Origin of the sequence: Paraburkholderia caballeronis (assembly GCF_900104845.1) — a bacterium.
In the GTDB taxonomy this organism is placed as follows: Bacteria; Pseudomonadota; Gammaproteobacteria; order Burkholderiales; family Burkholderiaceae; genus Paraburkholderia; species Paraburkholderia caballeronis.
The window spans coordinates 3,584,965-3,606,167 of the sequence record NZ_FNSR01000001.1 but is presented as its reverse complement, the minus strand read 5'-3'; the positions used below and the strand labels follow the sequence as shown (position 1 = coordinate 3,606,167).

Genomic DNA, 21,203 nt, shown 5'->3' with positions numbered 1-21,203 from the left:
GGATGCGTGCCGCGGAATTTATAATCGTCGCCGGGGTCTGAGAGCGCATTGCAGCGGGTAGCCGCGGCATCACACAACTAGAGGAGGTGCGCGTGTCGTTCACGCTGCATGGAATTCCCGTGTCACGCGGTATCGCCATCGGGCGGGCCTATCTGATCGCCCCGGCTGCACTCGACGTCGACCATTACCTGATCGAGCCCACGCAGATCGACGACGAGGTCGACCGGTTCCGCGTGGCGCTGCGCATCGTCCAGCAGGAACTGGACGTGTTGCGCGCCGATCTCGCGATCGACGCGCCGAGCGAGATGGACGCGTTCATCAGCGTGCACCTGATGATCCTGAACGACGCGATGCTCGTGCAGGAAACGATCGACCTGATCCGCTCGCGCCGCTTCAACGTCGAATGGGCGCTGACCGAGCAGCTCGAACGGCTGTCGCGCCACTTTGACGACATCGAGGACGAGTACCTGCGCGAGCGCAAGGCCGATATCGAGCAGGTTGTCGAGCGGGTGCTGAAGGCGCTCGCGGGCGCATCGCCCGCCGCGCTGCACGGCGCGTGCGACGAGATGATCGTCGTCGCGCACGACATCGCGCCGGCGGACATGCTGCAGTTCAAGACGCAAACGTTTCAGGGTTTCGTCACCGATCTCGGCGGCCGCACGTCGCATACCGCGATCGTTGCGCGCAGCCTCGGCATTCCGGCCACGGTCGGCGTGCAACAGGCGAGCGCGCTGATCCGCCAGGACGATCTGATCATCGTCGACGGCGACCACGGGATCGTGATCGTCGATCCCGCGCCGATCGTGCTGGAGGAGTACACGTACCGGCAGAGCGAGATGGCGCTGGAGCGCCGCAAGCTGCAACGGCTGAAGTTCTCGCCGACGCAGACGCTGTGCGGCACGAAGATCCACCTGTGCGCGAACATCGAGCTGCCCGAGGACGCGAAGGCCGCACTCGACGCGGGCGCGACCGGCATCGGCCTTTTCCGCACCGAGTTCCTGTTCATGAACCACAAGGATGGGCTGCCGGAAGAAGAGGAGCAGTTTGCCGCGTATCGTCGCGCGGTCGAGTTGATGAACGGGCTGCCGGTGACGATCCGCACGATCGACGTCGGCGCGGACAAGCCGCTCGAATCGATCGGCGGCGGCGACGGCTACGAGACGGCCGCGAATCCGGCGCTGGGGTTGCGCGCGATCCGCTGGAGCCTGTCCGAGCCGCAGATGTTCCTCACGCAGTTGCGCGCGATCCTGCGCGCGTCGGCGTTCGGCACGGTGAAGATCCTGATTCCGATGCTTGCGCACGCGCAGGAGATCGACCAGACGCTCGACCTGATCCGCGAGGCGAAGCGGCAGCTCGACGATGCGGGCCTGTCGTACGACCCGAACGTGCAGGTCGGCGCGATGATCGAGATTCCGGCGGCGGCGCTCGCGTTGCCGCTGTTCCTGAAGCGGCTCGACTTCCTGTCGATCGGCACGAACGACCTGATCCAGTACACGCTCGCGATCGACCGCGCGGACAACGCGGTCGCGGACCTGTACGACCCGCTGCATCCGGCGGTGCTGCATCTGATCGCGCATACGCTGCGCGAGGCGAAGCAGGCGGGCGTGCCGGCGTCGGTGTGCGGCGAGATGGCCGGCGATCCGGCGTTGACGCGTCTCCTGCTCGGCATGGGGCTCACCGAGTTCTCGATGCATCCGAGCCAGTTGCTGGTCGTGAAGCAGGAGATCCTGCGCACGCAGTTGAAGATGCTCGAAAAGCCGATCGCGGACGTGCTGGCCGCTTACGAGCCGGAAGAGCTGCACGCGGCGCTAAAGGCGCTCTGCGATTCGTAGACGATTCGTAGACAGCAGCAGGAAGAGGAAAAAGTGCAAAAGCAAAAGCGGGCGGGGCACGGACCCCGCCCGTTTCACTGGTGCGCGTCGTGGCCGCGATGCGCGCCGCCGCATACCGGGCAATCCGGCTGGCGGCCGACCCGCATCGTGTTCCATTCCATCCGCAGCGAATCGAGCATCATCAAGCGGCCGACCAGCGGCTTGCCGATTGCGCCGATCACGCGCAGCGCCTCGGCTGCCTGCATCGCGCCGATGATCCCGACCGTCGGCGCGAACACGCCCATCGTCGAGCACGCGACTTCCTCGAACGGTTGATCCTCGGGGAACACGCACGCGTAGCACGGCGACGCATCGTCGCGAAAGTCGAAGGTGATGATCTGCCCGTCGAAGCGCAGCGCCGCCCCCGATACGAGCGGCACGCCGTGCGCGACGCATGCGCGGTTGATCGCGTGGCGCGTCGCGAAGTTGTCCGTGCAGTCGAGCACGACCGTCGCACCCGGCAATGTGCGGTCGAGCCACGCGTCGTCGATGCGCTCCGCAACCGGGTTCACCTTCACGTCGGGATTCAGCCGCGCGATCGCGTCGCGGCCCGATTCGACCTTGCGGCGGCCGAGCGAGCCGGTGTCGTGCATGATCTGCCGCTGGAGGTTCGTCAGATCGACGGTGTCGTCGTCCACCAGCGTGAGCGTGCCCACACCCGACGCCGCCAGGTACATCGCGGCCGGCGAACCGAGACCGCCCGCGCCGATCACGATCGCATGCGCATCGAGAAAACGCTGCTGCGCCTCGATGCCGATCTCGTCGACGAGGATGTGGCGTGAATAGCGGAGGAGTTGTTCGTCGTTCATCGCGAAGCGCGGAAAGAGAGGCTTGCGTGAACGGGACCAGGAGGCGTCCTCGGCGCGCGTTGCCGTTTTCGATCCGGTTATTGTAGCCGCGCGGAGGAAAGTGTCCCCGCGGCCGAAGCCGCGAGGACGGGGACTGCGGGTATTGCGACAGGCGTTACTTCTGCGGAGCGGGATCCGATGCCGGCTGCGGCGCCGATGCGCCCGGCGTCACCGGCAGCGCCGGCTTCACCGCGATCGGCGCGGACGCCGACTGTTCCGGCTTCGTTTGCGCGAGGCGGCGCTCCATCGGCGACTTCGACTCGGCCACCGGCTTGCCTTGCAGCTTGTTGATCGCCTGCTGCAGCATGAAGTCGTCTGGCGTGCCGAATTCGACCGGCTTGCGCTCGCGATCCTTCTGCCGTTGTTCCGGCGTCTTCTTGTCGTTCTGCTCTTCGAGCTGACGCAGCTGGTCCATGCGCTCCTGCTCGCGCATCTCCTGCTCCTTCTTCTCGTTCGGATCCTGCGTGTTCGCGAGGTGGTTCGAGTAGTCCACTTCGCGCGTGACGAGCGCGTCGTCCGGATCGCCGTCCGCATACTGATCGACCGGCAGGTCCGGGCGAATGCCCTTGTTCTGGATCGAGCGGCCGCTCGGCGTGTAGTAGTACGCGGTCGTGAGGCGCAGCGCGGTGTCGGCGGTCATCGGGCGCACGGTCTGCACCGAGCCCTTGCCGAACGTCGTCTTGCCGAGAATGATCGCGCGGTGCTGATCCTGCAGCGCGCCCGCGACGATCTCCGACGCCGACGCGGAGTACGCGTTCGTCAGCACGATGATCGGCAGCGTCTTGAAGACCGCCGGCACGCTCTTCAGCGGATCGCCGTCGAACGACGGCAGACGATAGTTCTCGTAGGTGTCGCGATAGACCTGCTTCGAGTCCGGGATCTGGCCGTTCGTCGACACCACGACCGAGTCCGGCGGCAGGAACGCGCCCGCGACGCCGACCGCGCTTTGCAGCAGGCCGCCGCCATTGTTGCGCAGGTCGATGATCAAGCCCTTCAGGTTCGGCTCCTGACGCGCGATGTCCTGCAGTTTCGCGGCGAGGTCGGGCACCGTGCGCTCCTGGAAGCTCGTGATGCGCACATAACCGATGCCGGGCTGCACCACCTTCGCCTTCACGCTCTGCACGCGGATGATCGCGCGCGTGACGGTGAGCGGGAACGTGCGGTCGTCGGTCTTGCGGAAGATCGTCAGCGTGACCTTCGTGCCAGGATCGCCGCGCATCTGCTTGACCGCCTGGTCGAGCGTCATGCCGCGCACCGGCTTGTCGTTGATGCGCGTGATGAGGTCGCCCGGACGGATGCCGGCGCGGAACGCGGGCGTGTCCTCGATCGGCGAGATGACCTTGATGAGCCCGTCTTCCGACGAGATCTCGATGCCGAGACCCGCGAAGCGGCCCTTCGTCTGCTCCTGCAGTTCCTGGTAGTCGGTCTTGTCGAGATATGACGAGTGCGGATCGAGGCTCGACACCATCCCCTTGATCGCGGCGGTGAGAAGCTTCTTGTCGTCGACCGGCGTTACGTATTCATGCTTGATTTGCCCGAATACTTCGGCGAAGAGCCGCAACTGGTCGAGTGGCAGCGGCTCGGTGGCGGTTTGCTGGGCCGACGCGGAAAGCTGCAAGGTTGCAAATGCGCCGGTAGCAAGGCCCGCGGCGATCAGGCCGATGTTTTTCAGGTTCTTTCGCATAAAGTCTGTTGCGGTCGAAGAGCGCGTGGCAGCGTGATTGGGGGAGAAGAGCGACGGACAAGTATAACTGCACACTTGTCCTGACTGTGCACGGGGAAACGCGCTGCGGGGTTCGACAGCCGGAGTCGCCGCGGGTTCGCGCGATTGTGCTTTATATGTCGGAGCAGTCGCGGCGCTGACACAAGGCTGGCAATTCTGCCAGCCTTGTGTGAAAAAACAGCGGTGACGTTAGAGCGTCGAACGTCACGCGATGGATGCGCGGACGACAGGCGCTGCGGCGTGCAGCGATGACGCGGACCGCAGGCCAGTGTGGCCCAACCCACGAAACATGAAGAGAAGCAGGAGTGCCGGCGACCTGCGCCGGCGCCCGTCGACGAGAGGCTTAACCCGCCTTGCCCTGCTTCGCGACGGCGGCCTGCGCCTTCGCGATCGCATCCGGGTCGCCCAGGTAGTAGTGCTTGAGGGGCTTCAGGTTCTCGTCGAGTTCGTAGACGAGCGGCACGCCGTTCGGGATGTTCAGGCCGACGATCTCGCCGTCCGACACTTCGTCGAGGTACTTCACGAGCGCGCGGATCGAATTGCCGTGCGCGGCGATCAGCACACGCCTGCCCGACTTGATTGCCGGCGCGATCGACTCGTTCCAGACCGGCAGCACGCGCGCGACGGTGTCCTTCAGGCATTCGGCGAGCGGCAACTGTTCGCGCGGCACCTTCGCGTAACGCGGGTCGTCGTACGACGTGCGCGGATCGGTGGGTTCCAGCGCGGGCGGCGGCGTGTCGTAGCTGCGGCGCCAGACCAGCACCTGGTCGTCGCCGTACTTCGCGGCCGTCTCCGCCTTGTTGAGCCCGGACAGCGCGCCGTAGTGGCGCTCGTTCAGCCGCCACGAATGGACGACCGGCAGGTACATCAGGTCCATCTGGTCCTGCACGTGCCACAGCGTGCGGATCGCGCGCTTCAGCACCGACGTGTACGCGATGTCGAACGTGTAGCCGGAATCCTTCAGCAGCAGGCCCGCCTGCTGCGCTTCACGGTTGCCCTGTTCGGTCAGATCGACGTCGACCCAGCCCGTGAAGCGGTTTTCCTTGTTCCACGTCGATTCGCCGTGGCGGATGAGTACGAGTTTGTACATGGAAGATACCGGTCGGTAGTAGAGGAAGCGGTAATCGGGGGCGGGCGCCCAGGCCCGGGGGCCACCCTCGTCAAACGGTTATTTTATAATGGCCGGATCGCCCAGGCTCGATATCTCCTGAATTCCCTTTTCCCAACGGACCTTCCGTGACGTTCTTTACTAATTACATCAACCTTGTACTCATCGCGGTCGTCCTTATTTCCGGAGGGATGCTCCTGTGGCCGTCGCTGGTCCGCGGCGGACGCGGCGGGGTTTCCGCCGCCGAGGCGACGCAGTTGATCAACCGCCGCAACGCGGTCGTGATCGACCTGCGCGCCGCCGCCGACTTCACGAACGGACACCTGCCTTCCGCGCGTCATCTGCAATTTTCCGAGCTTGATGCGAAGATTGGCCAGTTCGTGAAGAACAAGAGCAACCCGGTGCTGCTGGTCTGTCAGACCGGCCAGCAATCCCACAAGGCGCTGCGCATCGTGAAGGATGCGGGCTACGCCGAGGTCCACGTGCTGGACGGCGGCGTCAATGCCTGGCAGCAGGCCGGCATGCCTGTCGTCAAACAAGGAGGTTCGAAGTGAACAAGGTGATCATGTACAGCACCCAGGTGTGTCCGTATTGCCAGATGGCCGAACGTCTTTTAAAGTCGCGCGGCGTCGAACACATCGAGAAGGTGCTGATCGACAGGGATCCGGCGCGGCGCGACGAAATGATGACGCGCACCGGCCGCCGGACCGTGCCGCAGGTATTCATCGGCGAGACGCATGTTGGCGGTTACGATGACCTGTCCGCGCTCGACCGCGCGGGCGGCCTGACGCCGCTGCTCGAAGCAGCCTGACGGCACACGCGGCCGGTGACGGTCCGCATGCGGCGTGCGCAGCGCGCCGCATCGGCGAGACCGCCCGGTTGCCGCAATTCATTCAATCAGGGAAGCAAATCACCATGTCTGACGAGAACAACCAGCCGTTCTTCAACATCCAGCGCATCTACCTCAAGGACATGTCGCTCGAACAGCCGAATTCGCCGGGGATTTTCCTCGAACAGGAAATGCCGTCGGTCGAAGTCGAAGTCGATGTGAAGGCGGAACGCCTCGCGGAATCCGTGTTCGAGATTCTCGTCACCGGCACCGTGACCGCGAAGGTGAGCGACAAGGTGGCGTTCCTGATCGAAGCGAAGCAGGCCGGCATTTTCGACATCCGCAACATCCCGGCCGAGCAGATCGATCCGCTGATCGGCATCGCCTGCCCGACGATCCTGTTCCCGTACCTGCGTTCGAACATCGCCGACGCGATCACGCGCGCGGGTTTCCCGCCGATCCACCTCGCCGAAATCAACTTCCAGGCGCTGTACGAGCAGCGTCTCGCGCAGCTCGGCGGCCAGGACGGCGCGGCGCAAAGCAACGCCACGCATTGAACGCGTCGCCGGTGCGGAGTAACGCAGCATGAAGGTTGCCGTCCTCGGCGCCGGCGCGTGGGGCACCGCGCTGGCCGGTCATCTGGCCACCGCGCACGACACGGTGCTGTGGGCGCGCGACACCGCGCTCATCGACACGCTGCGCACCACGCACGAAAACGCCCGCTATCTGGCGGGCGTTTTGCTGCCTGATTCCCTGCGCTACGAAACCTCGCTCGACGCGGCGCTCGGCCATGCAGTGGACGACGCCGCGCTCGTCGTCGTCGCGACGCCGGTCGCGGGCCTGCGCGGCCTGCTGCGCGCGATGCGCGACGCCGGCAAGGTGCCCGCGCATTTCGTGTGGCTCTGCAAAGGCTTCGAAGCGGACACGCAACTGCTGCCGCATCAGGTCGTGGCAGCCGAACTGCCTGCGCATCGCAGCAACGGCGTGCTGTCCGGACCGAGCTTCGCGCGCGAAGTCGGCGAAGGGCTGCCGGTCGCGCTGACCGTCGCGAGCGCGTCGGCCGCGTGCCGCGAACGCACGCTTGCCGCGTTCCATCATCGCGCGATGCGCATCTATACCGGCGACGACATCGTCGGCGTCGAGGTCGGCGGCGCGGTGAAGAACGTGCTTGCGATCGCCACCGGCATTTCGGACGGCCTGGGCCTCGGGCTCAACGCGCGCGCCGCGCTGATTACGCGCGGCCTCGCGGAAATGTCGCGGCTCGGCGTGACGCTCGGCGGCCGCGCGGAAACCTTCATGGGCCTGACCGGCCTCGGCGACCTGATTCTCACGGCGACAGGCGACCTGTCGCGCAACCGCACGGTCGGGATGCAGCTCGCGAAGGGCCGCACGCTCGACGACGTGCTCGGCGGGCTCGGCCACGTCGCCGAAGGCGTGCGCTGCGCGCAGGCGGTGCTCGCGATCGCGCGCGCGCATGCGATCGACATGCCGATCACGCAGGCGGTCTGCGCGGTGCTGTTCGAGGGCGTGGCGCCGCGCGACGCGGTCAGCGCGCTGTTGCGGCGCGACGCGAAAGCCGAATAGCCGCCATACTGGGCGCTCCGCTGCATTCCATGCACGAGGAGGTCGCCATGCTCACCATCGGAAACTGCGGGATCGAAGGGCGCATCGTCGACATCACGACGCTCGCCGTCGATGCGATCGTCAACGCGGCGAACCCGTCGCTGCTGGGCGGCGGCGGCGTCGACGGCGCGATTCATCGGGCCGCCGGACCGGAACTGCTGCGCGAGTGCGAAACGCTGGGCGGCTGCGCCACCGGCGACGCGAAAGTCACGCGCGGTTATCGCCTGCCCGCGAAGCTCGTGATCCACGCCGTCGGCCCCGTGTGGCACGGCGGCTCGCGGCGCGAGGCCGAACTGCTCGCGTCGTGTTATCGCCGGTCGCTCGCGTGCGCGCGCGAAGCCGGTTGCACGAGCGTCGCGTTTCCGGCGATCAGTTGCGGCGTCTATCGCTTTCCGCCCGACGATGCGGTGCGCATCGCGACGCAGACGGTGATCGACACGGTCGCCGCCACGCCCGAACTGACGCACGTGATCTTCGCGTGTTTCGACGACGCGATGTACGCGCGCTACCGGCGCGAACTCGCGCAGCTCGACACGTAACCACAGTAACCGCATCGCCGCGCGTTCATCGCCGCGCGCGGCCCGTCATTCCCCGCCTTCGAACCCCGTCTGCCGCCACGCCTCGAACACGACCACCGCGACCGTGTTCGACAGGTTCAGGCTGCGGTTGCCCGGCCGCATCGGCAGCCTTACGCGCTGCGCGGGCGCGAAATGATCCAGCACCGCGTCCGGCAGGCCGCGCGTCTCCGCGCCGAACACGAACCAGTCGCCCGGCTCGAACGCATGCGCGTGAAATCGACCGGAGCCGCGCGTCGTGAACGCGAACATCCGCGTCGGATCCGGCGTTTCGGCGGCGACGAATGCTTGCCAGTCGCGATGCACGTGCATTTGCGCGTACTCGTGATAGTCGAGACCGGCGCGGCGCATCTTCGCGTCGTCGAGCGGGAAGCCGAGCGGTTCGATCAGATGCAGCCGCGCGCCGGTGTTCGCGCACAGGCGGATCACGTTGCCGGTGTTCGGCGGAATTTCCGGTTCGACGAGAACGACATTGAACATGGTGAGCGGACAGGCCAATCAGGTTTTCGGGGTGCGCAGCGCGACGAAGTTCGTCACGCGCCGCGCGCCGGCGGTTTTCAGCGTGCGCGCGAGTGCTTCGAGCGTCGCGCCGGACGTCATCACGTCGTCCACGACCGCGACGTGCAGGCCGCGCACCGGCTTCGTCACCGCGAATGCGCCGGCGACGTTGCGGCGGCGCGTTTCCCGGTCTAGCCGCGATTGCGGCGCGGTATGGGCGATGCGTCGCGCGAGCGTCGCGTCCGCGCGTACGTGCAGCGCGCGGGCCAGCGGCTTTGCGATCTGCCACGCCTGGTTGTAGCCGCGCTCGATCAGCCGCCGGCGCGACAGGGGCACCGGCGCGATCAGGTCCGGCGGATCGGCTGGATCGAGCGCGTCGGTTGCCGCGTGCGCGAGCCGCAGCGCGAATTCGTGGCCGAGCGCGACGCGCGCGCGGAACTTCAGCCGCCGCGCGAGCAGGTCGAGCGGCGCGCGGTAGTCGGCGAGTGTCAGCGTCGCGTCGAACGGCGGCGGCGCTTCCGCGCAGTCGCTACAGCGGTAGCCGCGCGCCGCCGTGCGCCACGAGCCGTTCAGCGGCACCGCGCAAACCGCGCAGCGCAGCCGCGGTTCGTTCCAGTACGCGGCGTCGCAGGCCGCGCACAGCGTCGTTTGCGACAAATTGCCGCATAATGAACACCGATTGGGCAGAACGAACTGCGCGAACCGCGGCCACTGCTGCCGGACACCCTGACAGACGCGGACACCCGCGACGCGAATCCGCGCGGCGGGGCGGAAACGATCGGGGTGGAGCGGGGACGGCGGCATCGACGGGCGGCCCGGCGGCGGGCCGAGGACTGAAACGCTGGGATGAGCGAGTATACTTCGCAGACTTCGCCAATACGACCGACATGTCTCCGTCTTCAGCAAGACCCGGCCGTCCGGCCTACGATTCCCGACGCGTGCGTCAGATTTTCGATCGCCGCGCGGCGACCTTCGACGAGGTCGCGTTCCTGCCGCGCGAGATCGCGCAACGCATGCGCGAGCGGCTCGACTACATCAAGATCGCCCCGACCAGCGTGCTCGACATCGGCTGCGGCCCCGGCGACGACCTGCCGGATCTTCGCACGCGTTTTCCTGATGCGCCGGTGTTCGGCGCGGACCTGTCGCACGCGATGCTGCTACGCGCGACGCATAACGACGCCGGCGACACGAGCTGGCGCCGCTTTCTTCCCGCCTCGATCGGCAAGGCGCTCGGCGCGCGCGGCCCGCGTTTTGCCGAAGCCGATTTCGCGGCGCTGCCGTTCGCGTCCGACGCGTTCGAACTGCTGTGGTCGAACCTCGCATTGCACTGGCATCCGCGCCCGGACCTCGTGTTCGGCGAATGGCAGCGCGTGCTGAAGGTGAGCGGCCTTCTGATGTTCAGCACGCTCGGCCCCGACACGCTGAAGGAATTGCGCGGCGTCTACGCGGAAGTCGAGGCGGCGCACGGCGTGCCGACGCGCGCGCACGTCGTCGATTTCGTCGACATGCACGACCTCGGCGACATGCTGGTCGAGAACGGTTTCGAGATCCCGGTGATGGACCAGGAGACGCTGACCGTCACGTATCCGTCCGCGGACAAACTGCTCGCGGACGTGCGCCGCTGGGGCGCGTATCCGTTCGAGCGCGATCGCGAAGCGACGCACGCGGCGAAGCGGCTTCATCGCGCGCTCGTTGCGGCGCTCGAAGCGCGCCGCCGCGACGACGGCACGATCCCGCTCACCTTCGAGATCATCTACGGACACGCATGGAAGGCGGTGCCGCGCAGGACTGCCGAAGGGCATGGAATCGTGCGGATCGAGGACATCGGACGAGGCCCCGCGAGCCATCGTTGAAGCGGTAAAGAGGGCTTTCGTTATGTCGGGAATCAGCGTCCGGAAAGCCCTCGAAAAAATGTTGAAAAACCCCGCTCAGGCTTATCTGGCGCGGGTTTCAGCCCGATGGCAGCTTGCTTGTGGCTGTCGGGGATCGAGCCTATAATGCGTCAGTTTGCCACTCAGAAGAGTCCCCAGATCTGACGTGGAAAACCCGTAAGGCCAACAGATGTGCAGGGCGACAGTGGTTGCGGAAGTTGCAGGAAATGGCAGGAGGCAGCGATGCAGGCGTCTGATCTGCTGACGAGTCCGGAGCCGGTCCTGAAAGACTGGACCATGAAGCGCAACTGCTCGGTCTCGCCCCGGCAATACGTCATCTTCTTCGCATCGCTGGCTCTCGTCTCCCTTGCAATCGCCGTGCTGCTATGGCTCAACGGCGCATGGCTGGTGCTCCCCTTCACCGGCATCGAGCTGGTGGTCGTGGGCGGCGCCTTCGCCATCCATGCGCGCCATGCTGTCGATTACGAACGTATCAGGCTGTACCCGAACCGGCTGGTGATCGAACAGGTGAGCGCAGACAGGCTCACGCAGTTCGAATTCAATCCCCGCTGGGTCCGGGTCGAGCCGGGCGCGTCGCGGCGCGCTCCGGTGCGGCTCGTGTCCCGCGGCCAGACGGTCGCCGTCGGGCTGCATCTCGCGCAGGATCGTCGTGCGCAGTTCGCACGGGAATTGCGCATGTGGCTCGCGCGTAGCTAGCTGGTGCGTGTCCCGCCAGGGTTCGACCTGGGAGACAAAGCCTTCCTGCGGGGCGAGGGTTCGAATGGAAAATTTGGGTAAGGAAGCCATGAAAACAATCAAGCGAGCCCTCGCGGGTGTGCTGGCGTGCAGCGGACTCCTGTTCGCCGGCGCGGCCCTGGCGGTCGGAGACAGCCCGGGCGGACCCCGCGTCAACCAGATCAACCTGCAGACGCCGGTCACGCCGATTGCCGAAGAACTGTTCAGCCTGCACATGCTGATGCTGCTGCTGTGCCTGCTGATCTTCGTCGGCGTGTTCAGCGTGATGTTCTATTCGATCTTCGCGCACCGCCGGTCGAAGGGCTACAAGGCCGCCCATTTCCACGAAAGCACCACGGTCGAGATCATCTGGACGATCGTGCCGTTCATCATCGTCGTGCTGATGGCGCTGCCCGCGACGCGCACCGTCGTCGCGATGAAGGACACGTCGAACGCGGACCTCACCGTGAAGGTCACCGGCTACCAGTGGAAGTGGGGCTACGACTACGTGAAGGGGCCGGGCGAGGGCATCAGCTTCCTGTCCACGCTGTCCACGCCGCGCAGCGAGGTGAACAACCGCGCGCCGATCACCGACACGTATCTGCAGGAAGTCGACAACCCGCTCGTCGTGCCGGTCGACAGGAAAGTGCGGATCATCACCACCGCGAACGACGTCGTGCACTCGTGGTTCGTGCCCGCGTTCGGCGTGAAGCAGGACGCGATTCCGGGCTTCCTGCGCGACACCTGGTTCAAGGCGACGAAGGTCGGCACCTATCGCGGCTTCTGCACCGAACTGTGCGGCAAGGAACACGCGTTCATGCCGGTCGTCGTCGAGGTGCTGTCGGACGACGACTATGCGAAGTGGGTCGATACGCAGAAGAAAAAAATGGCGGCCGGCGCCGACGATCCGAACCGCACGTATACGCTCGCGGAACTGAAGGAGCGCGGCGAAAAGGTGTACATGGCGAACTGCGCGGTGTGCCACCAGCCGACCGGCAAGGGCGCGGGCGCGTTCCCGGCGCTCGACGGCAGCAAGATCGTCAACGGGCCGATCGCCGAGCACGTGAGCCTCGTGCTGAAGGGCAAGAACGCGATGCCGTCGTGGGCGCCGACGCTGTCCGACGTCGAGATCGCATCGGTGATCACGTTCGAGCGCAACGCGTGGGACAACCACACGAACGACATCCTGCAGCCGCGCCAGGTCGCGGACGCGCGCAACGGCAAGCTGCCCGAGGGCGGCAACCATCTCGCGGAAGGCGCGGGCGCCGCCGCGGCGTCGGACACCCAGGCGGCGAGCGCCGCGCCCGACGCTTCGGCTGCGCAGAACACCGCATCGCTGCCCGCGTCGATCTACTTCGACACCGGCAAGAGCACGCTGCCCGCGGACGCGCAGGCCGCGATCCAGGCGGCCGCCGACTACGCAAAGGCGCATCCGGACGCGAAGTTCGCGCTGTCCGGCTACACCGATGCGACGGGCTCGGCCGATGCGAACGCCGAACTCGCGAAGCGCCGCGCACAGGCGGTGCGCGATGCGCTGAAGGCGGCGGGCATCGCGGAGGACCGCATCATTCTGAAGAAGCCGGAGACGATCACCGGCGGCAGCGACGCGAAGGAAGCGCGTCGTGTGGAAATCGGTCCGGCGGCCTGAGCGGCCCGGGATCTCGTGGATGGCAAAGCAGGCATTCGCTTCAGGAGAGAGTCATGTCTAGCATCGGACACGATGTAGCCGGCGGGCACGGAGACGTGCACGGGGACGACCACGCTCACGCGACGCCGCACGGCTGGCGACGCTGGCTGTTCGCGACCAATCACAAGGACATCGGCACGCTGTACCTGATTTTTTCGTTCGTGATGTTCCTGTCGGGCGGCGTGATGGCGCTCGCCATCCGCGCCGAGCTGTTCGAACCGGGGCTGCAGATCATGCGCCCCGAGTTCTTCAACCAGCTGACCACGATGCACGGTCTCATCATGGTGTTCGGCGCGATCATGCCGGCGTTCGTCGGCTTCGCGAACTGGATGATTCCGCTGCAGATCGGCGCGTCGGACATGGCGTTCGCGCGGATGAACAACTTCAGCTTCTGGCTGCTGCCGGCCGCCGCGTGTCTGCTCGTCGGCTCGTTCTTCGCGCCGGGCGGCGCGACCGCCGCGGGCTGGACGCTGTACGCGCCGCTCTCCACGCAGATGGGACCGGGGATGGACTTCGCGATCTTCGCGGTGCACATCATGGGCGCGTCGTCGATCATGGGCGGCATCAACATCGTCGTGACGATCCTGAACCTGCGCGCGCCCGGCATGACGCTGATGAAGATGCCGATGTTCGCGTGGACGTGGCTCATCACCGCGTACCTGCTGATCGCCGTGATGCCGGTGCTCGCGGGCGCGATCACGATGCTGCTGTTCGACCGCCACTTCGGCACGAGTTTCTTCAACGCGGCCGGCGGCGGCGACCCGGTGATGTACCAGCACATCTTCTGGTTCTTCGGACACCCGGAGGTGTACATCATGATCCTGCCGGCGTTCGGCATCGTCTCGCAGGTGATTCCGGCGTTCTCGCGCAAGCCGCTGTTCGGTTATAGCTCAATGGTGTACGCGACCGCATCGATCGCGATCCTGTCGTTCATGGTGTGGGCGCACCACATGTTCGTGACCGGCATGCCCGTCACGTCGCAACTGTTCTTCATGTACGCGACGATGCTGATCGCGGTGCCGACCGGCGTGAAGGTGTTCAACTGGATCGCCACGATGTGGCGCGGCTCGCTGTCGTTCGAGACGCCGATGCTGTGGGCGGTCGGCTTCCTGCTGGTGTTCACGTTCGGCGGCCTGTCGGGCCTGATGCTCGCGATGGCGCCGCTCGACATCCAGTATCACGGCACCTACTTCGTGGTCGCGCACTTCCACTACGTACTCGTCGCCGGGTCGCTGTTCGCGTTGTTCTCCGGGTGGTACTACTGGTCACCCAAATGGACAGGATGGATGTACAACGAGACACGCGGCAAGATCCACTTCTGGGCGTCGCTGATCTTCTTCAATCTCGCGTTCCTGCCGATGCACTTCGTCGGCCTCGCGGGGATGCCGCGCCGTTATGCGGACTACCCGGCGCAGTTCACCGACTGGAACCAGGTGATCTCGATCGGCGCGTTCGGCTTCGGTCTCGCGCAGGTGTATTTCCTGTTCGCGGTCGCGCTGCCCGCGTATCGCGGCGGCGGCGAGCACGAGAAGGCGGCCGACAAGCCGTGGGACGGCGCGACCGGCCTCGAATGGACGGTGCCGAGCCCGGCGCCGTTCCATACGTTCGAGAATCCGCCGACGGTCGAGTGAGCCGCGCGAATCGCTCGCGATGCGCGGCCCGCGCGTTGCGCCTCGCGAGCAGGCAGCAGACGGACGCCGCGACGAAGGGCGCTAAAGGAACCGAATGCCGAGCATGACCCGCAACTCACCAGACAGACGACGCACGCCCGAGCAGATTCGCGCCGCGAGCCGGCGGCTCGGGTTCATCATGCTGGCGATCGCGGCGGTGTTTTTCGTGAGCATCGTCGTCAGGCAGTGGCTGTTCGGCGGAGTCTGACGCGGCGCGCGCGACAGGTGCAACGTGTGCAACGCAGGCGCTGCGGCGGGGAGACGGAAGCGATATGAGCGGTGAAGGCGACAACGAAACGAAGAGCCCCGGCGGAACGAAGCCGAAGGCGAAGGGCGGTGGTTTCCTGCAACTGATCGGCGCGGTCGCGTGGTCGTTTCTCGGCGTGCGCAAGCGCCGCGATCTGGAAGCCGATGCGGCGCAACTGAACCCGCTGCATCTGGTCATCGCCGGCGTGCTCGGCGCCGCGCTGTTCGTCGTCGTGCTGCTGTTGATCGTGCATGCAGTGGTCGGCTGACGCGGAGAACACGTCGGGAACCGTCGAAAGCGGCAGGTAGCCGGAGCAAGGTCCGGCGCAACTGGAAACTGGAGATCAGGCATGAGCGGTCAAAACGAGAGCCCGTATTACTTCGTTCCGCATCCGTCGCGGCATCCGATCAGCGCGTCCATCGGCCTGCTCGTGATGCTCTCGTCGCTCGCCGCGTGGCTCAACGGGCATTCGTGGGCGCCGATCGGCGTCGTGGTCGGCCTGTTGTGGCTGCTGTTCACGCTGTGGCACTGGTTCGGCGACGCGATCTCCGAGTCGGAAGGCGGCATGTACGGCAAGCGTGTCGACGTGTCGTACCGCTGGAGCATGAGCTGGTTCATCTTCTCCGAGGTGATGTTCTTCGGCGCGTTCTTCGGCGCGCTGTTCTACGCGCGCGCGATCGCGATGCATCAGCTCGGCAGCCTCGACTACAAGCTGATCTGGCCGGACTTCTCGGCGGTGTGGCCGAACCAGGGGCCGGCTGAACTGGTGTCGCACTTCCGGTCGATGACGCCGTGGCCGGTGCCGACCATCAACACCGCGCTGCTGCTGTCGTCCGGCGCGACGCTGACCGTGTCGCACCACGCGCTGCGCGACAATCACCGGAAAAAGGCCATCGCGTGGCTCGCGGCGACGCTCGTGCTGGGCGTCTGCTTCCTGTTCCTGCAGGCGTTCGAGTACATCCACGCGTACAACGAACTGAACCTGACGCTCGCGTCGGGCATCTACGGCTCGACGTTCTTCCTGCTGACCGGCTTCCACGGCTTCCACGTGTTCCTCGGCGGCACGATGCTGGCTGTCGTGATGATCCGGTTGATCCGCGGCCACTTCACGCCGGAGCACCACTTCGCGTTCGAAGGCGCCGCATGGTACTGGCACTTCGTCGACGTCGTGTGGCTCGGGCTGTACGTCGTCGTGTACTGGCTTTGACCGGATGCGGGCTGCCGGCGCAGGGGCAGTCCATCGTGTGGAGAACAAACGCACGCCGCCCGCGATCATGTCGTCGGGCGGCGTGTTTGTTTCGGGATGCTGCGGGACAACGCGACGGCGCTAGCGGCCGTACGGAATCCCGGTCGACTGGATCCAGCCCATCCAGTGCGCGAACAGGATGAACAGGAAGAGCGAGATCGACAGGCCCACGCGCGTCGCGAGCGACCATACCATCCGCTTCGTGCGGCCCCGGTCGTGCATCATGAAGTACAGCGCCGAGATCATGCTGGCGATGATCAGCGCGAACGCGATGGGGACGAGTATGTGCATGAAGTTCACGGTAGTCGGCGGGCGTGAAGGTGTGCGGCTCATTATCGCACCGCGTTCCGGCGCGCGGCAGCGGTTCCCGTTTGGCTGCAACGGACGTACCCGATGAAGATCCGCGTCGTGCCGATGCTGCTGATTCTCGCCGTCGTCGTGGTCGCAGTGCGGCTCGGCTTCTGGCAGCGGGATCGCGCGCATCAGAAGGAAGCGTTGCAGGCGCAGATCACGCAGTTCGAGCACGCGAGTCCGCAGCCGGTCGGCGCGACGCCGCTGCCGCTGAACACGATCGAATTCCATCGGGTGAGCGCGACCGGCACGTTCATGCCCGACCTCGCCGTCTATCTCGACAACCGGATGCATGACGATCAGCCCGGTTTCTATGTCGTGATGCCGATGCGGCTCGCGGACGGCGGTTATGTGCTCGTCAATCGCGGCTGGCTGCCGCGCAGCGTCGCGGACCGCACCGCGATCGCGCCGTACAGCACGCCGGCCGGGCCGGTCGAAGTGATCGGCATCGCACGCGCGGATGCGTCGCGCGCGTTCGAACTCGGTGCCGGCGGTTCTGCACCGCATCAGAAGATACGGCAGAATCTCGACGTCGCCGCGTATGCGGCCGAAACCGGGCTGCCGCTGCAACCGTTCGTGATCCAGCAGACAAGCCCCGGAAACGGGGGCCTGGACGGGCTGGTGCGCGACTGGCCGGCGCCGACGACGGGCGTCGAACGCAACTACGGTTACATGTTCCAGTGGTGGGGAATCGCCGCGGCCGCGTTCGGATTCGGGCTCTATGCGGCCCGCCGGGCTGCGGCAAAAGAGCGCGTTTCGGTCGCGAAGAAGGACGCATGATCCGTCGCGAAATACCGCTTCCCCATCTGTCGCGGCGCGGTATTTCGACGCATGGCGTCGAACCCGGCGCACCCACGAATCCGTGAGAGAAAGAGGCCCAACCGTGTCGATGCAGACTTCCCGTTCGCCACAGCCCGCCGGGGCGTCGCCGCGCCGCACGCCGACGGAAGGGCAGCATGGTTCGTGGCGGCGCGGCCGCTGGATATTGCTGCTGCTCGTGATAGTCTGCGGCGCGCCGATCGCGATCTCGTACTTCATGTACTACGTGGTGAAACCGGCGGGCGGCTCGACGAGCTACGGCACGCTGATCGAGCCGCAGCGGCCGATTCCCGGCGCGCTGACGGTGACCGGCGACGACGGCCGCGCGCAGCCGCTCGCGTCGTTGCGCGGGCGCTGGCTGATGCTGTCGGTGGACGGCGGCGCGTGCGGCGAACCGTGCGTGAAGAAGCTGTTTTTCATGCGCCAGGTGCGCGCGACGCAGGGCGCGGAGCGCGAGCGGATCGTCACCGTGTGGCTGCGCACCGACGATGCGCCGGTGCCGGACGCCGTGCGGCGCGCGTACCCGGACACGCGGATGGTGCGCGCCGACCCGGCCGCGCTCGCCGCGTGGCTGCCGGCGGAGGCCGCGACGTCCAACGAGGATCACATCTACATGGTGGATCCGAACGGGAATCTGATGATGCGATTTCCCTCACAGCCGGATCCGTCAAAGATCAAAGGCGATGTAACGAAACTGCTCAAGTGGTCGAGCATCGGGTAAGGTGCGCAGCGCACGCTGGAAAATATCGAGAAGAGTAGAGAGATGTTCGTATTGCAACTCGGCCTGATCGGCCTGTGCATCGCGCTGCTGCCGTTGTCATGGGTGTGGGTGAAGGCCGACGACAACAAGTTCCGCAAGCTCGTCTGGGTCACCACGTTCCTCACGCTGGACCTTGTGATGTTCGGCGGCTTCACGCGGCTCACCGATTCGGGGCTCGGCTGTCCGGACTGGCCGGGCTGCTACGGCACGTCGTCGCCGTTCGTCGCGCACGCGCAGATCGCGGCCGCGCATCTGGCGATGCCGACCGGGCCGGTCAGCATGACGAAGGCGTGGATCGAGATGATCCACCGCTATTTCGCGATGGCGATCGGCGTGCTGATCGTCGCGCAGATGGTGATCGCGTGGGCCGCGCGAATCCGGCGCCGTTCGCTGTCGGTGTCGCCGTGGTGGCCGACCGCGCTGTTCGGGCTGATCGTCGTGCAGGGCATCTTCGGCGCGTGGACCGTGACGATGAAGCTGCAGCCGATCATCGTGACCACGCATCTGATGCTCGGCCTCGCATTGCTCGGCTCGCTAGGCTGGCTCGCCGCGCGGCTCACGCCGCTGCCCGCGTACGAACCGGATGCCGGGCGCTGGCGCGCCGCCGCGCTCGCGGGCCTCGCGCTGCTCATCGCGCAGATCGCGCTCGGCGGCTGGGTCAGCACGAATTACGCAGTGCTGGCGTGCACCGACTTCCCGACCTGCAACGGTGCATGGATTCCGCCGATGGATTTCCAGCACGGCTTCCATCTGTGGCGCGCGCTCGGCATGGACGGCAACGGCGACGTGATCACGCAGGACGCGCTCGTCGCGATTCACTGGACGCATCGCACGTTCGCGTTCGTCGTCGTCGCTTATCTGGTGTGGCTCGCCGCGATGCTGCGGCGCTACGAGTCGCTGCGGCGTCCCGCGAACGGCGTGCTGCTCGTCGTCGTGATCCAGTTCGTCACCGGCCTGTCGAACATCGTGTTGCAGTGGCCGTTGCCCGTTGCGGTGGCGCATAACGGCGGGGCTGCGATCCTGCTGCTTCTGCTCGTCATGCTAAACTTTCGAATCGCTTGTAGCCGTCCCGGCCGCGCTGTTGTACCCGCGCGCGACGCCGCGCCGGCCTGATCCCTCCCCATGGAAAGCACAACCCTCCCCCATACGCCGGGCAACCGGATATCCCAATACGTCGCGTTGACCAAACCTCGGGTCACGCAGCTCGCCGTGTTCTGCGCGGTGATCGGCATGTTCCTGGCGACGCCCGGCATGGTGCCGTGGAAGACGCTGATCGGCGGCACCGTCGGCATCTGGCTGACGGCCGGCGCCGCGTTCGCGATCAACTGCCTCGTCGAACAGAAGGTCGACGCGATGATGCGTCGTACCGCGTGGCGTCCGTCCGCGCGCGGCGAGATCACGAGCACCCAGATCCTGATCTTCTCGGCCGTGCTCGGCGCGGTCGGCATGTGGACGCTGTACACGTTCACGAATGCGCTGACGATGTGGCTCACGTTCGCGACGTTCATCGGCTACGCGATCATCTACACGCTGCTGCTGAAGCCGGCCACGCCGCAGAACATCGTGATCGGCGGCGCGTCCGGCGCGATGCCGCCGGCGCTCGGCTGGGCGGCCGTCACCGGCGCGGTGCCGGGCGACGCGTGGATTCTCGTGCTGATCATCTTCGTGTGGACGCCGCCGCATTTCTGGGCGCTCGCGCTGTATCGCCGCAAGGACTACGAGAATGCGGGCCTGCCGATGCTGCCGATCACGCACGGCGAAGAGTACACGCGGCTGCAGATCCTGCTGTATTCGATCGTGCTGTTCGTGGTCACGATGATGCCGTTCATCTCCGGCATGAGCGGGGTCGTTTATCTGATCTCCGCGGTGGCGCTCGGCGTGGGTTTCCTCGGCTACTCGTGGAAGATCTACCGCGCGTATTCGGATGCGCTCGCACGCAAGGCGTTCCGCTTCTCGATCGTCTATCTGTCGTTGCTGTTCGCGGCGCTGCTCGTCGATCACTACGTGCACGCGTGGATCGGGGTGTAACGCGATGGTCCGTCAACCGTTCGCGCGCATCGTGCGCGCCACGCTGGTCGCGGCTGTCTGCACGCTGGGCGCCGCCTTCGTCGCCGGCTGCGGCGAACGCGCGCCGTCGTTCACGAATCTCGACATCACTGGCAACACGCAGTTCGGCCGCGACTTCTCGCTGCCCGATTCGAACGGCCACGTGCGCACGCTTGCGGACTACAAGGGCAAGGTCGTCGTACTGTTCTTCGGTTATACGCATTGCCCGGACGTGTGTCCGACGACGATGGCGGAGCTGTCGCAGGCGTTGCAGCAACTCGGCCCCGAAGCCGCGAAGCGCGTGCAGGTGCTGTTCGTCACTGTCGATCCGGAGCGCGACACGCCCGCGCTGATCGGCCAGTACGTGGCGGCGTTCAATCCGACGTTCGCCGCGCTGCGGCCGGCCGACGACGCGCAACTGAAGCAGGTCACGAAGGACTTCCGCGTCTATTACGCGAAGGTGCCGGGCAACGCGCCCGACAGCTACACGATGGACCATACCGCCGCGAGTTACGTGTTCGACACGAACGGCAAGCTGCGGCTCTTCGCGCGCGATGGCCAAGGCGTCACGCCGTGGGTCCACGACCTGAAGCTGCTGCTCGACTGAACCTCCAGTCATACCGGTATGCCATTCCGGTATTTCCCCGCATCGCGGCCGTATGAGACGATTCGTGCCTCGTCGTCGCGCACACCGTG

General features: G+C 66.1%; 24 protein-coding genes. 18 read left to right on the top strand and 6 right to left on the bottom strand.

The features are described 5' to 3' along the window. The first annotated feature begins 92 nt into the window (after positions 1–92). The gene (ptsP, locus tag BLV92_RS16105; protein ID WP_090547139.1) at positions 93–1,832 is read left to right on the top strand and encodes a phosphoenolpyruvate--protein phosphotransferase; all 1,740 of its coding nucleotides are present in this window, start codon (positions 93–95) and stop codon (positions 1,830–1,832) included. A 74-nt stretch (positions 1,833–1,906) separates the two neighbouring features. Here ptsP and BLV92_RS16100 read toward each other — a convergent pair whose 3' ends face one another. The 3 genes from BLV92_RS16100 to gpmA all read right to left on the bottom strand — a co-directional run bounded on the left by BLV92_RS16100 (position 1,907) and on the right by gpmA (position 5,532). Next, positions 1,907–2,680: a HesA/MoeB/ThiF family protein gene (locus BLV92_RS16100; RefSeq protein WP_090546536.1), complete on the bottom strand. Its 774-nt coding sequence runs from the start codon at positions 2,678–2,680 to the stop codon at positions 1,907–1,909. Between the two features lie 154 nt (positions 2,681–2,834). Further along, positions 2,835–4,403 carry a S41 family peptidase gene (locus BLV92_RS16095; protein ID WP_090546535.1) on the bottom strand — a complete coding sequence of 523 codons (1,569 nt, stop codon included), beginning with the start codon at positions 4,401–4,403 and terminating at the stop codon, positions 2,835–2,837. 382 nt (positions 4,404–4,785) lie between these two features. Then, positions 4,786–5,532: a 2,3-diphosphoglycerate-dependent phosphoglycerate mutase gene (gene gpmA, locus BLV92_RS16090; RefSeq protein WP_090546533.1), complete on the bottom strand. Its 747-nt coding sequence runs from the start codon at positions 5,530–5,532 to the stop codon at positions 4,786–4,788. 146 nt (positions 5,533–5,678) lie between these two features. Between gpmA and BLV92_RS16085 the strand changes: the two genes are divergently transcribed. The 5 genes from BLV92_RS16085 (at position 5,679) to BLV92_RS16065 (ending at position 8,541) form a co-directional block, all read left to right on the top strand. Next, the gene (locus tag BLV92_RS16085) at positions 5,679–6,104 is read left to right on the top strand and encodes a rhodanese-like domain-containing protein (RefSeq protein WP_090546531.1); all 426 of its coding nucleotides are present in this window, start codon (positions 5,679–5,681) and stop codon (positions 6,102–6,104) included. Next, on the top strand, positions 6,101–6,361 hold the full coding sequence (gene grxC / locus BLV92_RS16080) for a glutaredoxin 3 (RefSeq protein ID WP_090546529.1): 261 nt from the start codon (positions 6,101–6,103) through the stop codon (positions 6,359–6,361). The genes BLV92_RS16085 and grxC overlap by 4 nt, the downstream gene beginning before the upstream one ends. 104 nt (positions 6,362–6,465) lie before the next feature. Beyond that, positions 6,466–6,936: a protein-export chaperone SecB gene (secB, locus tag BLV92_RS16075; protein WP_090546526.1), complete on the top strand. Its 471-nt coding sequence runs from the start codon at positions 6,466–6,468 to the stop codon at positions 6,934–6,936. 28 nt (positions 6,937–6,964) lie between these two features. Then, entirely contained in the window at positions 6,965–7,963 is a 999-nt protein-coding gene (locus BLV92_RS16070) for an NAD(P)H-dependent glycerol-3-phosphate dehydrogenase (RefSeq protein ID WP_090546524.1), read from the top strand. A 47-nt stretch (positions 7,964–8,010) separates the two neighbouring features. After that, entirely contained in the window at positions 8,011–8,541 is a 531-nt protein-coding gene (locus tag BLV92_RS16065; protein WP_090547137.1) for an O-acetyl-ADP-ribose deacetylase, read from the top strand. Positions 8,542–8,586: 45 nt separating this feature from the next. Here BLV92_RS16065 and trmL read toward each other — a convergent pair whose 3' ends face one another. Then, positions 8,587–9,057, bottom strand: coding sequence for a tRNA (uridine(34)/cytosine(34)/5-carboxymethylaminomethyluridine(34)-2'-O)-methyltransferase TrmL (trmL, locus tag BLV92_RS16060; protein WP_090546522.1), 471 nt, complete (start codon positions 9,055–9,057; stop codon positions 8,587–8,589). 18 nt (positions 9,058–9,075) lie between these two features. Then, on the bottom strand, positions 9,076–9,879 hold the full coding sequence (locus BLV92_RS16055; RefSeq protein WP_110332446.1) for a ComF family protein: 804 nt from the start codon (positions 9,877–9,879) through the stop codon (positions 9,076–9,078). Positions 9,880–9,962: 83 nt separating this feature from the next. On the opposite strand from BLV92_RS16055, the gene BLV92_RS16050 reads away from it, so the two are divergent. The 7 genes from BLV92_RS16050 (at position 9,963) to BLV92_RS16020 (ending at position 16,492) form a co-directional block, all read left to right on the top strand. After that, positions 9,963–10,928, top strand: coding sequence for a methyltransferase domain-containing protein (locus BLV92_RS16050; RefSeq protein WP_090546520.1), 966 nt, complete (start codon positions 9,963–9,965; stop codon positions 10,926–10,928). 261 nt (positions 10,929–11,189) lie between these two features. Continuing rightward, positions 11,190–11,663 (top strand): DUF2244 domain-containing protein, encoded by a 474-nt coding sequence (locus tag BLV92_RS16045; protein ID WP_090546518.1) that lies wholly within the window; start codon positions 11,190–11,192, stop codon positions 11,661–11,663. Between the two features lie 64 nt (positions 11,664–11,727). Continuing rightward, positions 11,728–13,329 (top strand): cytochrome c oxidase subunit II, encoded by a 1,602-nt coding sequence (gene coxB / locus BLV92_RS16040; RefSeq protein ID WP_090546515.1) that lies wholly within the window; start codon positions 11,728–11,730, stop codon positions 13,327–13,329. Between the two features lie 53 nt (positions 13,330–13,382). Continuing rightward, positions 13,383–14,999 (top strand): cytochrome c oxidase subunit I, encoded by a 1,617-nt coding sequence (gene ctaD / locus BLV92_RS16035; protein WP_090546513.1) that lies wholly within the window; start codon positions 13,383–13,385, stop codon positions 14,997–14,999. A gap of 103 nt (positions 15,000–15,102) precedes the next feature. Further along, a complete protein-coding gene (locus BLV92_RS32110) occupies positions 15,103–15,246 on the top strand; it encodes a cytochrome oxidase small assembly protein (protein WP_090547134.1) in 144 nt (47 codons plus the stop codon). A gap of 64 nt (positions 15,247–15,310) precedes the next feature. Beyond that, positions 15,311–15,553, top strand: a complete 243-nt coding sequence (locus tag BLV92_RS16025) for a DUF2970 domain-containing protein (RefSeq protein WP_090546511.1) — start codon at positions 15,311–15,313, stop codon at positions 15,551–15,553. An 81-nt stretch (positions 15,554–15,634) separates the two neighbouring features. Then, positions 15,635–16,492, top strand: a complete 858-nt coding sequence (locus tag BLV92_RS16020; protein ID WP_090546509.1) for a cytochrome c oxidase subunit 3 — start codon at positions 15,635–15,637, stop codon at positions 16,490–16,492. A gap of 120 nt (positions 16,493–16,612) precedes the next feature. Here the strand turns inward: BLV92_RS16020 and BLV92_RS16015 are convergent, their stop codons facing one another. Next, on the bottom strand, positions 16,613–16,822 hold the full coding sequence (locus BLV92_RS16015; protein ID WP_075155677.1) for a twin transmembrane helix small protein: 210 nt from the start codon (positions 16,820–16,822) through the stop codon (positions 16,613–16,615). Positions 16,823–16,924: 102 nt separating this feature from the next. Between BLV92_RS16015 and BLV92_RS16010 the strand changes: the two genes are divergently transcribed. The 5 genes from BLV92_RS16010 (at position 16,925) to BLV92_RS15990 (ending at position 21,114) form a co-directional block, all read left to right on the top strand. Further along, positions 16,925–17,662 (top strand): SURF1 family protein, encoded by a 738-nt coding sequence (locus BLV92_RS16010; RefSeq protein ID WP_090546507.1) that lies wholly within the window; start codon positions 16,925–16,927, stop codon positions 17,660–17,662. 109 nt (positions 17,663–17,771) lie between these two features. Continuing rightward, on the top strand, positions 17,772–18,422 hold the full coding sequence (locus tag BLV92_RS16005; RefSeq protein ID WP_373681797.1) for a cytochrome C oxidase subunit I: 651 nt from the start codon (positions 17,772–17,774) through the stop codon (positions 18,420–18,422). Between the two features lie 42 nt (positions 18,423–18,464). Beyond that, entirely contained in the window at positions 18,465–19,574 is a 1,110-nt protein-coding gene (locus BLV92_RS16000; protein ID WP_090546504.1) for a COX15/CtaA family protein, read from the top strand. A 9-nt stretch (positions 19,575–19,583) separates the two neighbouring features. Next, complete coding sequence (gene cyoE, locus BLV92_RS15995) at positions 19,584–20,489, top strand: heme o synthase (RefSeq protein ID WP_090546502.1); 906 nt, start codon at positions 19,584–19,586, stop codon at positions 20,487–20,489. Positions 20,490–20,493: 4 nt separating this feature from the next. Beyond that, positions 20,494–21,114, top strand: a complete 621-nt coding sequence (locus BLV92_RS15990; protein WP_090546500.1) for an SCO family protein — start codon at positions 20,494–20,496, stop codon at positions 21,112–21,114. Positions 21,115–21,203 lie beyond the last annotated feature (89 nt).

Coding starts and splice junctions, on each gene's coding strand:
- BLV92_RS16070 (WP_090546524.1), top strand. CDS start 6,965: ATGAAGGTTGCCGTCCTCGGCGCCGGCGCGTGGGGCACCGCGCTGGCC.
- trmL (WP_090546522.1), bottom strand. CDS start 9,057: ATGTTCAATGTCGTTCTCGTCGAACCGGAAATTCCGCCGAACACCGGC.
- coxB (WP_090546515.1), top strand. CDS start 11,728: ATGGAAAATTTGGGTAAGGAAGCCATGAAAACAATCAAGCGAGCCCTC.
- BLV92_RS16020 (WP_090546509.1), top strand. CDS start 15,635: ATGAGCGGTCAAAACGAGAGCCCGTATTACTTCGTTCCGCATCCGTCG.
- cyoE (WP_090546502.1), top strand. CDS start 19,584: ATGGAAAGCACAACCCTCCCCCATACGCCGGGCAACCGGATATCCCAA.
- BLV92_RS16050 (WP_090546520.1), top strand. CDS start 9,963: ATGTCTCCGTCTTCAGCAAGACCCGGCCGTCCGGCCTACGATTCCCGA.
- BLV92_RS16055 (WP_110332446.1), bottom strand. CDS start 9,879: ATGCCGCCGTCCCCGCTCCACCCCGATCGTTTCCGCCCCGCCGCGCGG.
- BLV92_RS16100 (WP_090546536.1), bottom strand. CDS start 2,680: ATGAACGACGAACAACTCCTCCGCTATTCACGCCACATCCTCGTCGAC.
- BLV92_RS16045 (WP_090546518.1), top strand. CDS start 11,190: ATGCAGGCGTCTGATCTGCTGACGAGTCCGGAGCCGGTCCTGAAAGAC.
- ctaD (WP_090546513.1), top strand. CDS start 13,383: ATGTCTAGCATCGGACACGATGTAGCCGGCGGGCACGGAGACGTGCAC.
- BLV92_RS16000 (WP_090546504.1), top strand. CDS start 18,465: ATGTTCGTATTGCAACTCGGCCTGATCGGCCTGTGCATCGCGCTGCTG.
- BLV92_RS16005 (WP_373681797.1), top strand. CDS start 17,772: ATGCAGACTTCCCGTTCGCCACAGCCCGCCGGGGCGTCGCCGCGCCGC.
- secB (WP_090546526.1), top strand. CDS start 6,466: ATGTCTGACGAGAACAACCAGCCGTTCTTCAACATCCAGCGCATCTAC.
- gpmA (WP_090546533.1), bottom strand. CDS start 5,532: ATGTACAAACTCGTACTCATCCGCCACGGCGAATCGACGTGGAACAAG.
- BLV92_RS16015 (WP_075155677.1), bottom strand. CDS start 16,822: ATGCACATACTCGTCCCCATCGCGTTCGCGCTGATCATCGCCAGCATG.
- BLV92_RS16095 (WP_090546535.1), bottom strand. CDS start 4,403: ATGCGAAAGAACCTGAAAAACATCGGCCTGATCGCCGCGGGCCTTGCT.
- BLV92_RS16010 (WP_090546507.1), top strand. CDS start 16,925: ATGAAGATCCGCGTCGTGCCGATGCTGCTGATTCTCGCCGTCGTCGTG.
- BLV92_RS15990 (WP_090546500.1), top strand. CDS start 20,494: ATGGTCCGTCAACCGTTCGCGCGCATCGTGCGCGCCACGCTGGTCGCG.
- BLV92_RS16025 (WP_090546511.1), top strand. CDS start 15,311: ATGAGCGGTGAAGGCGACAACGAAACGAAGAGCCCCGGCGGAACGAAG.
- BLV92_RS16065 (WP_090547137.1), top strand. CDS start 8,011: ATGCTCACCATCGGAAACTGCGGGATCGAAGGGCGCATCGTCGACATC.
- BLV92_RS32110 (WP_090547134.1), top strand. CDS start 15,103: ATGACCCGCAACTCACCAGACAGACGACGCACGCCCGAGCAGATTCGC.